The organism is Ensifer aridi (assembly GCF_002078505.1).
Classification (GTDB): Bacteria; Pseudomonadota; Alphaproteobacteria; order Rhizobiales; family Rhizobiaceae; genus Sinorhizobium; species Sinorhizobium aridi.
On sequence record NZ_LUAV01000016.1, the window covers coordinates 211,737 to 225,035 of the forward strand.

At 63.8% G+C, this 13,299-nt stretch carries 14 protein-coding genes; 9 read left to right on the forward strand and 5 right to left on the reverse strand.

The genetic code is table 11. The annotated features are described in order from the left end of the window. Window positions 1-3: 3 nt before the first annotated feature. The 3 genes from mtaB to AYK65_RS16290 all read right to left on the reverse strand — a co-directional run bounded on the left by mtaB (window position 4) and on the right by AYK65_RS16290 (window position 3,284). Window positions 4-1,278 (reverse strand): tRNA (N(6)-L-threonylcarbamoyladenosine(37)-C(2))-methylthiotransferase MtaB, encoded by a 1,275-nt coding sequence (gene mtaB, locus AYK65_RS16280; RefSeq protein ID WP_081158999.1) that lies wholly within the window; start codon window positions 1,276-1,278, stop codon window positions 4-6. Further along, window positions 1,275-2,180 (reverse strand): diaminopimelate epimerase, encoded by a 906-nt coding sequence (dapF, locus tag AYK65_RS16285; protein ID WP_046120689.1) that lies wholly within the window; start codon window positions 2,178-2,180, stop codon window positions 1,275-1,277. Before dapF ends, mtaB begins: the two co-directional genes overlap by 4 nt. Window positions 2,181-2,273: 93 nt before the next feature. Next, window positions 2,274-3,284: an MBL fold metallo-hydrolase gene (locus AYK65_RS16290; RefSeq protein ID WP_026615390.1), complete on the reverse strand. Its 1,011-nt coding sequence runs from the start codon at window positions 3,282-3,284 to the stop codon at window positions 2,274-2,276. A 180-nt stretch (window positions 3,285-3,464) separates the two neighbouring features. Here AYK65_RS16290 and AYK65_RS16295 point away from each other — a divergent pair, with 180 nt between their 5' ends. The 6 genes from AYK65_RS16295 to trmD all read left to right on the forward strand — a co-directional run bounded on the left by AYK65_RS16295 (window position 3,465) and on the right by trmD (window position 8,024). Further along, window positions 3,465-3,959 carry a MarR family winged helix-turn-helix transcriptional regulator gene (locus tag AYK65_RS16295; protein WP_026615389.1) on the forward strand — a complete coding sequence of 165 codons (495 nt, stop codon included), beginning with the start codon at window positions 3,465-3,467 and terminating at the stop codon, window positions 3,957-3,959. Between the two features lie 222 nt (window positions 3,960-4,181). Further along, window positions 4,182-5,750 carry a signal recognition particle protein gene (ffh, locus tag AYK65_RS16300; RefSeq protein WP_046120566.1) on the forward strand — a complete coding sequence of 523 codons (1,569 nt, stop codon included), beginning with the start codon at window positions 4,182-4,184 and terminating at the stop codon, window positions 5,748-5,750. Between the two features lie 12 nt (window positions 5,751-5,762). Next, window positions 5,763-6,098 carry a chorismate mutase gene (locus AYK65_RS16305; RefSeq protein ID WP_081159000.1) on the forward strand — a complete coding sequence of 112 codons (336 nt, stop codon included), beginning with the start codon at window positions 5,763-5,765 and terminating at the stop codon, window positions 6,096-6,098. A 38-nt stretch (window positions 6,099-6,136) separates the two neighbouring features. Continuing rightward, on the forward strand, window positions 6,137-6,505 hold the full coding sequence (rpsP, locus tag AYK65_RS16310) for a 30S ribosomal protein S16 (protein WP_026615386.1): 369 nt from the start codon (window positions 6,137-6,139) through the stop codon (window positions 6,503-6,505). A gap of 186 nt (window positions 6,506-6,691) precedes the next feature. Further along, window positions 6,692-7,255 (forward strand): ribosome maturation factor RimM, encoded by a 564-nt coding sequence (rimM, locus tag AYK65_RS16315; protein ID WP_026615385.1) that lies wholly within the window; start codon window positions 6,692-6,694, stop codon window positions 7,253-7,255. Between the two features lie 10 nt (window positions 7,256-7,265). Then, window positions 7,266-8,024 carry a tRNA (guanosine(37)-N1)-methyltransferase TrmD gene (gene trmD / locus AYK65_RS16320; protein ID WP_081159002.1) on the forward strand — a complete coding sequence of 253 codons (759 nt, stop codon included), beginning with the start codon at window positions 7,266-7,268 and terminating at the stop codon, window positions 8,022-8,024. On the opposite strand, the gene AYK65_RS16325 is transcribed toward trmD, so the two are convergent. Continuing rightward, window positions 8,006-8,752, reverse strand: coding sequence for a sulfite exporter TauE/SafE family protein (locus AYK65_RS16325; protein WP_026615383.1), 747 nt, complete (start codon window positions 8,750-8,752; stop codon window positions 8,006-8,008). The genes trmD and AYK65_RS16325 overlap by 19 nt on opposite strands. Before the next feature lie 321 nt (window positions 8,753-9,073). Between AYK65_RS16325 and rplS the strand changes: the two genes are divergently transcribed. From rplS to AYK65_RS16340, 3 genes are all read left to right on the forward strand, one after another. Beyond that, window positions 9,074-9,607: a 50S ribosomal protein L19 gene (gene rplS / locus AYK65_RS16330; RefSeq protein WP_026615382.1), complete on the forward strand. Its 534-nt coding sequence runs from the start codon at window positions 9,074-9,076 to the stop codon at window positions 9,605-9,607. Window positions 9,608-9,735: 128 nt separating this feature from the next. After that, window positions 9,736-10,545: a basic amino acid ABC transporter substrate-binding protein gene (locus AYK65_RS16335; RefSeq protein ID WP_026615381.1), complete on the forward strand. Its 810-nt coding sequence runs from the start codon at window positions 9,736-9,738 to the stop codon at window positions 10,543-10,545. Between the two features lie 9 nt (window positions 10,546-10,554). Further along, entirely contained in the window at window positions 10,555-11,376 is an 822-nt protein-coding gene (locus tag AYK65_RS16340) for an amino acid ABC transporter permease (protein WP_026615380.1), read from the forward strand. A 93-nt stretch (window positions 11,377-11,469) separates the two neighbouring features. Here AYK65_RS16340 and AYK65_RS16345 read toward each other — a convergent pair whose 3' ends face one another. Further along, on the reverse strand, window positions 11,470-13,296 hold the full coding sequence (locus AYK65_RS16345; protein ID WP_026615379.1) for an ABC-F family ATP-binding cassette domain-containing protein: 1,827 nt from the start codon (window positions 13,294-13,296) through the stop codon (window positions 11,470-11,472). Between the last annotated feature and the right edge of the window lie 3 nt (window positions 13,297-13,299).

Genomic DNA, 13,299 nt, shown 5'->3' on the forward strand with positions numbered 1-13,299 from the left:
GTGTCAGGCCGCAGCCATGTGTTTTCTTTGCATCGTCAGATGCTTGCCATTGTGGCCGGTGATTTCGACCGCAATAAGCGATCGCGGCTCGAGACCGGCCGCATCGACGAGCGTGAAGTTTTCGGTGTGCGCCAGCCCGTTCATCTCGACGAGAACCGTCTGCTCGCTTCCGACCATGTGGTCGAGATGGGCCGCGTAGAGCGTCGCTCCCTTGGCGCGCAGGCGCGCGGCACGTTCCTTGACGAGCGCGCGATCGAGCTGCGGCATGCGCGCCGCCGGCGTGCCGGGGCGCGGGCTATAGGGGAAAACGTGCAGATGGGCGATGCCGCAATCCTCGGCAAGGCGCACGGCGTTGTCGAACATCGCCTCCGTCTCCGTCGGAAAGCCGGCGATCATGTCGGCGCCGAGGCTGATCTCGGGCCTCAGACGCCGAACCTCGTCGCAGAAGGCGCGGGCCTCAGTGCTCGAATGCCGCCGCTTCATCCGCTTCAGAATCAGGTCGTCGCCATGCTGCAGAGACAAGTGCAGATGCGGCATGAACCGCGGCTCGTCGGCGATCAGGTCGAGGAGATGCCTGTCCGCCTCGATGCTGTCGATCGACGAGAGCCTCAGACGCAGGATTTCCGGTACATGCTTCAGAAGCGTTTTCGCGAGGAGACCGAGGGTCGGCGTTCCGGGCAGGTCGGCGCCGTAGCTCGTCGCATCGACGCCGGTCAGCACGATCTCGCGATAGCCGCTTTCCACCAGCCGGCGCGCCTGCTCGACGACGGCCCCCATCGGCACCGAGCGGGAATTACCGCGGCCATAGGGGATGATGCAGAAGGTGCAGCGGTGGTCGCAGCCGTTCTGCACCTGGATAAAGGCGCGCACATGTCCGTCGATGTGCTTCACCATCTGCGGCGCGGTGGCGCGCACGCTGATGATGTCGTTGACGCGGAGCTTCTCCTCCGCCGAGACGCCGAAATCCGGCAGCGAGCGATAGGAAGCGCTTTTCAGCTTCTCCTCGTTGCCGAGCACGGCATCAACCTCCGCCATCTCGGCGAAGATCTCCTTCTCGGTCTGGGCGGCGCAGCCGGTGACGATGATGCGGGCATGCGGATTGTCGCGGCGCGCGCGACGGATCGCCTGGCGCGCCTGCCGCACGGCCTCGGCGGTGACGGCGCAGGTATTGACGAGGATGGCATTGTTCAGCCCCGCCTTCTCGGCTTCCGCCCGCATCACTTCCGATTCATAGGTGTTGAGGCGACAGCCGAAGGTTATGACCTCGACGCCGCTCAAAGCGCCCGCGCCCCGTTTTGGCTGTTTGTCGCATCGTCGCGCTCGAAGGCGCCGGTGGCCGGATCGAGTCTGCCCGACCATTCCCACTCGGCCGGCCCCGTCATGATCACGTGATCGTCGCTCTCGCGCCATTCGATCGTAAGCGGCCCGCCGGGAACGTTCACCGTTACCGTCCGCTTCGTGCGGCCGGTACGGGCGCCGCTGACGGCGGCGGCACAGGCGGCCGAGCCACAGGCAAGCGTCAGGCCGGCGCCGCGTTCCCAGGTCCTCAAGTCCATCTCCTCGCGCGAGCGGACGCGCGCGATCGAGATATTGGCGCGCTCGGGGAAAATCGGATGGTTTTCGAGCAGCGGGCCGAAACGGTCGAGCTCGTAGCTCCAGACGTCGTTTTCCACCCAGAAGATCGCATGCGGATTGCCCATCGAGGCGACCGATGGCGAGTGCAGCACCGGATCGTCGATCGGACCGATCTGCAGCTCGATGCGGCTCGTATCGTGAAATTCCTCCGCGAGCGGAATTTCCTTCCAGCCGAAACGAGGGGTGCCCATGTCGACCGAAATCGTGCCGTCGTCGTGCTCCTTGGCTTCGAGCAGACCCGCGACGGTGTGGAAGAGGAAGGCTTTCTTGCCGGTCTCGGCGGCGAGCGCCTGGACGACGCAACGGGTGCCGTTGCCGCAGGCCTGGGCCATCGATCCGTCGGAATTGATGATGTCGATCCAGGCGTCGGTGCCGGCCGCCTTCGGATCGTGGATCGCCATGATCTGGTCGAACTCGGTCGCCGGATCGGTGTTGAGCGCGATCGCGGCCGCGGGCGTGACGCGGTCCTTGCGGCCGCGCATGTCGACCACCAGGATCTTGTTCCCAAGCCCGTTCATCCTGGCAAATTGCACCTGGTCGGCCATGTTGCGATTGTCCAAATCCGGCCTCCAACCCGGGAGGCGCCTCTCATTCGGGCTGTATATGGCGGAAAAGCCCGGAAATTACCAGTGCCGGCGTCATTCCTCCGACGAGACGGGAACGTCGAAGACCTCCCCCGGGCGCAGCGCCCTGAAGCGGGTTCGTTCGATGCCAGCCTTGTCGAGTGCGGCTTCGAGCGCCCGGAGCGGCTCATCGATCCCCTCATTGGTCAGCCGGAACGTGCCCCAATGGTGTCCGGCGACGTATTCGGCGCCGCAGGCGACCATGCCCATCACCGCCTCTTCCGGGTTCTGGTGCTGTGATGCCATGAACCAGCGCGGCTCGTAGCAGCCGAATGGCAGGTTGGCGAGACGGAAGCACCCATGCTTTTCGCGCGCCGCGCGATAGTTGATGCCCTCGTGAAAGCCCGTATCCCCGACATGGTAGATCTTGCCGGCCGGCGTCTCGATGACAAAGGCGGCCCAGAGCGCCATGCGCCGGTCTCGCGAACGGCGAGCCGACCAGTGATGGCAGGGCTCCGCATGGATGACGACGCCATCTCCGAGATCGATCCGGTCGCCCCAGTCGACGGAGGATATCTCCCCATCCGGCGCGGCGCGGCGGATGATCGTATCGTTGCCGAGCGGGGTTACGACATGCGGCGCATGCTCGCCGTTCAAAGCGGCCAGTGTTTCGAGGTCGAGATGGTCGTAGTGGTTGTGGGTGACGAGCACGATGTCGATCGGCGGCAGGTCGTCCATCCGGATGCCGGGCGCGTTGCGGCGATGGGGACCGGCGAAGGCGAAGGGGCTCGCGCGATGCGACCAAACGGGATCGGTGAGGATGTTCAGGCCGGCGACCTGGATCAGAAGCGTCGCGTGACCGACCATGGTGACACGCAGGCGATCGCCGTCGACATTCAGATCGGGCCGCGCCGGCGGGAATGTGCTGTCGTAACGGCTCGGCCATCGCGCCTGGCCGCCGCCGAACTGCCAACGCAAGAGGTCGACGAAGCCGCGCGGAGCGGCGCCACCCGGATTGAAAAAGCGAACACCGTCGAAATGGTCCGAAACGGGACCGCTGTAATAGGGATTGCCACCTTTCCTCATCGCTGCCTCGGCTGCAGGGATTCTAAAAGTTGAGCCGCGGGATGCGGGCGGAAACCGCGCACACTTTTCCTCATCCCGCGCTAGCGCAAGAGATAAGCGTTTTACCGCCCGATCACAGAGCCCAGGCAAGGCTTGTTAAGAATTTCTTGAAGATGACAACTCGATTGCTACGATGCGCCGATGCTCGTGCGATTCGATAAACAGGAACGCCTCTACAAGGCCATCAAGCTCGTCCGTCCCGTTCATCTCAACGTCAACAGGACGCTGGAGAAGATGCTCGACGGCGTTGGAATCACGGTCGCCGAACGGGCCGTACTGGAACTTATCTGCGACGAGCCGCTGACGGTGCCGGAAGCCGCCAGACGGCTGTCGATGAAGCGGCAGTTCGTGCAGCGCGTCGCCGCGGGCTTGATGGCGAAGGGCTTGGTCGAGAAACAGCCCAATCCCGAACACCGCCGCGCCTATTTCTGCAACCCTACCACCACCGGCAGAGATTTGTTCAATGCCGTCCATCAGCGCGAGCTCGATGTGCTGCACGCTGTTCTCGGCGACATCAACCAGACCGAGGTGGTCGTGGCGCTCAGAGTGATGACGCGGATCGATGCCGCTTTCGAAACGCTCGCCCGTCAGGCGGAGGCGGAGCATGATCGGAGCGGTTCCGCGCTCCATCCTTGACTTTTGGTCCGCTTTCCTGTTTATCGCGGCGAAATTCCTTCGCAAGTGATAACTTCGAAGCCGCCGACCGGGCCCCGCAAAGGTATAAAGAGAGCCCGGAGGTCACCATCCGACAGCGCGTTGCGCCCTCGGGTGGTTTTTGGCTTTGCGCCTTGTTTTCCGCGCGAGGGAACCCACGTTTCCGGGTGATCATGGTCAACCGGAAACCAGAAGGAAGAGAGAATGTTCGAGAGCCTCCAGGACCGTCTTGGTTCCATATTGAATGGACTGACCGGCCGCGGCGCCCTGTCGGAAGCTGACGTTTCCGCGGCGCTTCGCGAGGTTCGCCGTGCGCTGCTCGAAGCGGACGTCGCGCTCGACGTGGTGCGTTCCTTCACGGAAAAGGTCCGCGAGAAGGCTGTCGGCGCCGAAATCCTGAAATCGATCAAGCCCGGCCAAATGGTGGTCAAGATCGTCCATGACGAGCTTGTCGCCATGCTCGGCTCCGAAGGCGTGACGATCGACCTCAATGCGCCGGCTCCCGTCGTTATCATGATGGTCGGCCTGCAGGGCTCGGGCAAGACGACGACGACCGGCAAGATCGCCAAGCGGCTGACGGGGAGGGACAAGAAGAAGGTCCTGATGGCCTCGCTCGACACCCGTCGTCCGGCCGCGCAGGAGCAGTTGCGGCAGTTGGGCGTCCAAACCGGCGTCGATACGCTGCCGATCATCGCCGGCCAGTCGCCGACCGATATTGCCGCGCGCGCCGTCCAGGCGGCGAAGCTCGGCGGCCACGACGTCGTCATCCTCGACACCGCCGGCCGCACCCACATCGACGAGCCGCTGATGATCGAGATGGCGGAGATCAAGCGGAAGTCCAATCCGCATGAGATCCTGCTCGTCGCCGACGCGCTGACCGGCCAGGACGCCGTCAATCTCGCTCGCAACTTCGATGAACGCGTCGGCATCACCGGCCTGGTCTTGACCCGCATGGACGGCGACGGCCGTGGCGGTGCGGCGCTCTCCATGCGCGCAGTCACCGGCAAGCCCATCAAGCTCATCGGCGTCGGCGAGAAGATGGACGAGCTCGAGGAGTTCCATCCCCGCCGTGTTGCCGACCGCATCCTCGGCATGGGCGACATCGTCTCGCTCGTCGAGAAGGCGGCGGAGAATATCGACGCCGAGAAGGCTGCCGCCATGGCCGCCAAGATGGCCAAGGGCAAGTTCGACCTGAACGACCTCGCCGATCAGCTTCGGCAGATGCAGAAGATGGGCGGTATGGGCGGCATCATGGGGCTGATGCCCGGTATGGCCGGCATGAAGGACAAGATGAGCGCCGCCGGCCTCGACGATTCGCTCTTCAAACGCCAGCTCGCGATCATTTCGTCGATGACCAAGGCCGAGCGTGCCAATCCGGATATTCTCAAGCATTCGCGCAAGAAGCGCATCGCCGCTGGTTCCGGCACCGATGCCTCCGACATCAACAAGCTTCTGAAAATGCACCGCCAGATGGCGGACATGATGAAGATGATGGGCGGCAAGGGCAAAGGCGGCATGATGAAGCAGATGATGGGCGGCCTTGCCAACAAGATGGGCCTCGGGGGCCTTGGCGGCGGCATGCCGGATCTCTCTAAGATGGACCCGAAGCAGCTCGAGGCCTTGCAGAAGCAGGCGGAAGCCGCCGGCCTCGGCAAGCCGGGCGCCGGCCTTCCCGGCCTCGGTGGAGGCGGTGGTTTGCCAGGTTTGGGCGGTGCCAAGCTGCCGGGCCTCGGCGGGTTCCCGGGTCTTCCGGGTCTCCCGAAGAAGAAGTGAGGATCGCCACGAATGCTTGATCCCGAGATCAAAGAGGAATTGGCGAGCTATCGGCAGTCGATCGACAATATCGATGCCGCGCTCGTCCACATGCTGGCCGAACGCTTCCGCTGCACCAAGGCGGTCGGCGTTCTCAAAGCCAAGCACCAGTTGCCGCCGGCCGACCCGGCGCGCGAAGAATACCAGATCGAACGCCTTCGCCGTTTGGCAAAGGATGCCAATCTGGATCCGGATTTCGCCGAGAAGTTCCTGAACTTCATCATCAAGGAAGTCATCCGGCATCATGAAGCCATTGCCGCCGATCGCTCGCAGCCCGCGGGCGGCGTCGGCACCACCCGTTCCGCTTGAACGAAGCGGTCAAGAAAGCCTGCAAGGAGTAAATTGAAATGGCACTGAAAATTCGTCTCGCCCGCGGCGGTTCCAAGAAGCGCCCCTATTACCAGATCGTCGTTGCCGATGCGCGCTCTCCGCGTGACGGCCGCTTCCTCGAAAAGCTCGGCTCCTGGAACCCGATGCTCGCCAAGGACGATGCAAAGCGCGTCGAGCTCGACGCCGAACGCGTCCAGCATTGGATCGCCCAGGGCGCGCAGCCGACCGACCGTGTCCTGCGCTTCCTCGACCAGGCCGGCCTTGCCAAGCGCCCGGCCCGCAACAACCCGAGCAAGGCGCAGCCGGGCAAGAAGGCACAGGAGCGTGCCGCCGAAGCCAAGCAGCGCGCCGAAGAGGCAGCCGCTGCGGAAGCTGCCGCGGAATAATATCGCCGTCTGGAGCGGGATGAGGAAAAGTCTGCGCGGTTTTCCGCCCGCATCCCGCTCTAATTCTTGGTCTTGTGGCAAACGGGTGGCATTTCCATGCCGCCCGTTTTGCTTTATGTGCAGCTTCAAAGAATTGGAGCGGGATCGGAGCGGCAAGACACGTCCGCTCGCACCCGGATGTCTGAAATGACGAAACTCGAGAACCCTGTCCTGATGGCGACGATCGGCGCGGCGCAAGGGCTGCGCGGTGAGGTCCGGGTGAAGTCCTATACAGACGACCCGACGGCGCTCGGCGACTATGGCAACCTGCACAGCGAGGATGGCCGCGTCTTCGAAGTTCTGGAGATCCGCGAGGCCAAGAACGTCGTCATCGTGCGTTTCCGCGGCATCAATGACCGCACGGCGGCCGAGGCGCTCAATGGCCTCGAACTCTTCATCGAGCGTGACAACCTGCCCGACGAGGACCTCGACGAGGACGAGTTCTTCTATGCCGACCTTGAAGGGCTGGAGGCCATCGACGGCACGGGCAAAAGCTACGGCTCCGTAACCGGCGTTTTCGACTTCGGTGCCGGCGATCTCCTGGAACTCAAAGGACCGGGCCGACGGCCGGTCCTAATCCCGTTCACCGAATGGTCCGTGCTCGAAATCGATCTCGAGGCCGGCAAGCTCGTCGTCGATCCCATCGCCGCCGGACTCGTTGACGACAAGGACGACGGCGCCGGCAAGCCGTTTCCGACGAAGCGCAAGTGAGCTTTGCCAAATGTCCTTTCGCGCAACGGTCCTGACGCTTTATCCGGAGATGTTTCCGGGGCACCTCGGTGTCTCGCTCGCCGGCAAGGCACTGGAGCGTGGGCAATGGTCGATCGAAGCCGTCCAGATTCGCGATTTCGCCGAGGACAAGCACCGCACGGTCGACGACACGCCGGCGGGCGGCGGCGCCGGAATGGTCTTGAAGCCGGACGTTCTCGCCCGCGCCATCGATCATGCTTCGGCGAATGACGACCGGCCGCGTCTCTTGATGAGCCCCCGCGGTCGGCCCCTGACGCAGGCCCGCGTGCGCGAGCTTGCGGCCGGACCTGGCGTCGTCGTCGTTTGCGGTCGCTTCGAGGGCGTGGACCAGCGGGTCATCGACACGCGCAATCTCGAGGAAGTCTCGATCGGAGACTACATTCTCTCCGGCGGCGAGCCGGCAGCGCTGGTCCTGCTCGACGCGGTGGTGCGGGTCCTTCCGGGTGTGATGGGCAATGAACTTTCCGGCGTCCACGAGAGCTTCGAAGATGGTTTGCTCGAGCACCCGCACTACACACGGCCGCAGGTCTTCGAGGGCCTTGAAATTCCGGCAGTCCTCACCTCCGGCAATCACGGCGCCATCGCCAAATGGCGCGAGGCGGAGGCCCGCCGACTTACGGCCGAGCGCCGGCCGGATCTTCTGGAGCGTGATGCGAAAAACCGGTCTTCGGAAAAATCACGCGCAGATCAAAACCTGGAGCGCAATCCCGCTCAGCCGGTGAAGAAGTAGTAGGCGGCAAGCAACAGGCCGACCGCGACCACCAGCGCGCGCACGACCGCTTGCGAAACCCGCCGCGCCGTCCACACCCCCATATAGCCGCCGAGTGCCGCGCCCGGCACCATGATGGCGGCGTGCAGCCAGGAGACGACGCCGCCTGCGGCGAAGACGAGGATGGCGATCGCGGCGATGACGATCGAGATGAAGTTCTTGAGCGCATTCAGGCGGTGATAGCCGCCACCGGTAGCAAGGCCGAGCACGGCCAGCATCATGATGCCCATGCCGGCGCCGAAGAAGCCGCCATAGACGGAGGTCGCCATCTGGCTTGCGACGCCGAGCGGGCCGATCCGGTGCTCGTCGCTACGCGCCTTCGGCTTCAACAGGGGACCGGCCGCGAAGATCGCGGTGGCCGCGATCAGGAGCCATGGCACCATCTGACGGAAGGACGGATTGGAGAGCGACAGCAGAATGAGCGCGCCGGCAAGGCCCCCGACCGCGGAAATCGCACCGAGCACGATGGCGTTCCGCCGGTCGGCGCGGATCTCCTTGGCATAGGCGAGCGTCGAGGTGATGTAGCCGGGCAGCTGGATGATCGACGAGGTGGCGTTGGCGACGATCGGCGGCAGGCCGCCAAGGGTCATGGCGCCGAAGGTCAAGAAGGTGCCCCCGCCGGCAATGGCGTTGACGACGCCGGAGAGGAATCCGGAAACAAAAAGCAAAAGGGCCTGGACGATCGTCATGGCTTCCCCCGAACCGTGTCGCTCGGGGATAGCGGCTGGAGCAATCGACCGCAAGCGTCGTTCTCGCTTCAAGAAATTTCAGCCAATTCTGATAGAATGTTCTCCGGCAGCGAGCGATCGGGCGAGAAAAACCGCTTTCGGGGATGACAAGGCCGGCCGTTTGGTGTAAGTGCCGCCCCGGTTCGGGTTCTTTTTCCCGTCGACCGTCAACAAAGAATGGCGAATCCGCTCCTGCCGTCAACCGGCAAAGCCTCAAGGCAAAGTCCCACGGGCCGATCGAGAGCGCTCTGGCTGTTTCAGAAGAATGCAAAGGTTAGACCTATGAACATCATTCAGCAGCTTGAGGCCGAACAGGCCGCCAAGATCGCCGCCAAGCGCACCCTTCCCGATTTCTCCCCGGGCGACACGGTCCGCGTCAACGTCCGCGTTGTTGAAGGCAACCGTACCCGCGTCCAGGCCTATGAAGGCGTCTGCATCGCCCGCTCCGGCGGCGGCCTCAACGAGAGCTTCACCGTTCGCAAGATCTCCTACGGCGAAGGCGTCGAGCGCGTATTCCCGGTCTACTCTCCGCTTGTCGAGAGCGTCGAAGTGGTTCGCCGCGGTAAGGTTCGCCGTGCCAAGCTCTACTACCTGCGCGATCGCCGCGGCAAGTCGGCTCGTATCGTCGAGAACACCGGCACCCGCGCTCGCAAGCTGAACGAAGCCGAGCGTCAGGCGGTTGCCGACGAGAAGGCACGCATCGAGGCTGAGAAGGTCGCAGCCGCCCAGGCTCTGGCGGCCGAAAAGGCAGCAGCCGAAGCCGCCGAGGCAAAGGCAGCGGAAGAGGCAAAGGCAGCGGAAGCGGCCGCAGAATAAGATTTCAATTCCTCGGAATTGCAGAGAGGCGGCCCTTCGGGTCGCCTTTCTTTTTTTAGACTATCTGCTTGTCTTCTCGCGAGAATTCGTGACATTTTCTGTCGCCACAAATTTCGGGAGTTCCTCCAATGACAATCCGTCGCCACGTGCTCGCGGGCATCGTCGCAGCCCTCGCCGTTCCATTCGCATTCTCTGCGCCCGTTCTCGCGAGCGACCTTCCGGACCTCGGCGGCAAGACGGTCGTCGTCGTGACCGAGAACGCCTATCCGCCGCTGCAATTCGTCGACCCCAAGACCGGCCAGGCCGTCGGCTGGGAGTATGACGCGATGAACGAGATCGCCAAGCGGCTGAACTTCAAGGTCGAATACCAGAACACCAGTTGGGACGCGATGATCCAGGCGGTCTCCGACGGCCAGTACCAGATCGGCATGACCGGCATCACCATCAAGGAAGACCGCAAGGAGAAGGTCGACTTCTCCGATCCCTATATGCGCTCGCAGCAGTTCATGCTGGTGCGCGGGGACGAAACGCGCTTCAAGGACGCCAAGAGCTTTGCCGCTATCGAGGATGCCCTGATCGGCGCCCAACCCGGTACCTCGCCCTTCTATACGGCCGTCTACGAGATTCTCGACGGCAACGAGCAGAACCCGCGCATCAAGCTGTTCGAAACCTTCGGCGCGACGGTGCAGGCGCTCAAAGCCGGCGACGTCGACCTCGTGCTTACCGACAGCGTCGCCGCAAAGGGCTATGTCGATTCCTCCGGCGGCGCGCTCAAGGTCGTCGGCGAGCCGCTCGGCACCGAGGATTTCGGTTTCATCTTCCCGAAGGGCTCCGACCTCGTCGCTCCGATCAATACCGCGATCAAGGCGCTGAAGGAGGACGGCACCTTCGACGCGCTGAACAAGAAGTGGTTCCTCGACTACAAGATGGGCGGCTGATCGCCTATCATGGCACCCGTTCAATCATCCGGAACATCCGAGAAGGGCGACTATCCCTGGTGGCTGGTCGCCCTTCTCTTGATCGCCGTGGCACTCGCCGCGGTGATCGTCACCAACAACATCTTCGCACAGGTCTTCACTGTCGTCTTGAAGGGCCTCGGCGTCACCGTCTTCGTGACGCTGGTGGGCTTCGCGCTCGCAACCGTGCTCGGCCTCGCCGTCGCATTGATGGCGCTCTCCGAACACGTGGCGCTGCGCCAGATCGCCCGCTTCTATACCGAAGTCATCCGCGGCGTGCCGATCCTCGTGCTCCTCTTCTATATCGCCTTCGTCGGCGCGCCGGCGCTGGTGGTTGTCGCCAATTTCGCCGCGGCGCCCTTGATCTCGGCCGGCTGGATGGAGCCGTTCATCGTCCGCGACGTGTCGCTCATGTGGCGGGCGATCATGGCGCTGATGATCGGTTATTCGGCCTTCATCGCCGAAGTCTTCCGCGCCGGCATCCAGTCCGTCGACAAGGGACAGGTGGAGGCGGCGAAAGCGCTCGGGCTTTCGCGCTACCAGCGCTTTCGCCTCGTCGTCTTTCCGCAGGCGATCCGCGTCATCCTGCCGCCGCTCGGCAACGACTTCGTCGCCATGGTCAAGGATTCTTCGCTCGTGTCGGTTCTCGGCGTCGCGGACATCACCCAGATGGGCAAGATCTATGCCTCCGGTTCCTTCCGCTTCTTCGAAACCTATTCCATCGTCGCCTATGTCTATCTCATCTTGACGATCGGCCTGTCGCTTGCGATCCGGGCGCTCGAGCGGCGGCTGAGACGAACGGAAGCGCGATAGCTCAGCATCCTTCGAGAAGCCCTTCCTACAGGGGAAATGGGCCTCGATGCCGCGTCGGCACCGTTCTCGTCCCGAACGCCGAAAGGACCGACCTCAGCCCTCGAGCTCCTCGCGCAGCATCTCGAGCTCCAGCCATTCCTCTTCCATCCGCGCGAGCGCTTCTCTCAGCTTCTCGAGCTCGGCAGCGAGCTTGGCGAAGCCGTCCGGATCGCGGGAAAAAAGATTGGGATCGTGCATCCTCTCTTCGCGGCTGGCGATCTCGGCTTCGGTCTTGGCGATCTCCTTCGGCAGGTTCTCGAGCGCGAATTTCTGCTTGTAGGAAAGCTTGCCCTTCGCCTTCTGAGGCTCGGCGGCTTCAACGGGCGTGCCGCTCGGCTTAGCCTTCTCTGCCCTTTCGACCCGTCGCTTTTCCTCGATTGCGCCCCGGCGCTGCGCCATCATGTCGGAATAGCCGCCGGCATATTCGATCCAGCGGCCGTCCGGCGCCTCTGGATTGGCCGGCGCGATGGTCGAGGTCACCGTGCGGTCGAGGAAGTCGCGGTCGTGGCTGACGAGGATCACCGTCCCGGCGAAGCCGGCGACGATCTCCTGCAAGAGATCGAGCGTCTCGATATCGAGGTCGTTGGTCGGCTCGTCGAGAATGAGGAGATTGGTCGGGCGCGCGAGGATGCGGGCAAGCATCAGCCGGGCGCGCTCGCCGCCGGAAAGTTCGCTGATCGGCGTGCGGGCCTGTTCCGGCTGAAAGAGGAACTCCTTCATGTAGCCGGTGACGTGACGCTGCTCCCCATTGACGAGGAGCGTCTCACCACGCCCGTCGGTCAGGTAATGGGCGAGCGTCTCGTCCAGGTTAAGCTCGTCCCGCCTCTGGTCGAGGGTGGCGATCTCGAGATTGGTGCCCAGTTTGATGGTGCCCGCGTCCGGTTCGATCTGCCCGGTCAAAAGCTTGAGCAGTGTCGTCTTGCCGGCGCCGTTCGGCCCGACGAGACCGATCCGATCGCCGCGATGGACGCGGATCGAGAAGGGCGCGACGATCGTCCGTTCGCCATAGGACTTGGTGATTTTCTCCGCTTCGATGACAAGCTTGCCCGACTCCTTGGCGTCCGACACCGTCGCCTGAATGGTGCCTTGGGGGCCTCTGTGACCACGGTAGCGCGCCCGCATGTCGTTGAGCTCGCCGAGCCGGCGCATGTTGCGCTTGCGCCGTGCGGTGACCCCATAGCGCAGCCAGTGCTCCTCGCGTTCGATCGCCTTGCCGAGCTTGTGCTGCTCCAGTTCCTCCGCCTCGAGCACCTCGTCGCGCCAGGCTTCGAAATGACCAAAGCCACGGTCGAGCCGGCGCGACTGCCCTCGGTCGAGCCAGACGGTCGCAGTCGAGACTTTCTCGAGGAAGCGCCGGTCGTGGGAAATCAGCACGAGCGCCGAGCGGCTGCGCACGAGTTCGTCTTCTAGCCATTCGATCGTCGGCAGGTCGAGATGGTTGGTCGGCTCGTCGAGAAGCAGGATGTCCGGCTCCGGCGCCAGCACGCGGGCAAGGGCCGCGCGCCGCGCCTCGCCGCCGGAGAGACGCTTCGGATCCTCCTCGCCTGTCAGTCCCAGGTGCTGCAGGAGGTAGGCGACACGGTAGGGATCGTCACCCGGGCCGAGCCCCGCCTCGGCATAGGCCTGGACCGTATTGAAACCGTCGAAATCCGGAGCCTGGTGCAGGTAGCGGATCGTCGCCGACGGGTGGCGGAAAACCTCGCCCGATTGCGCCTCGGCGAGCCCGGCGGCGATCTTCATCAGCGTCGATTTGCCCGAGCCGTTGCGGCCGACGAGGCAGATGCGGTCGCCGGGCTCGACCTGAAGGCTCGCGCCGGCGAGAAGCGGCGTGCCGCCGAAGGTCAGGAAAATATCGTCAAGCTTCAGGATGGGGGGCGCCAAGGC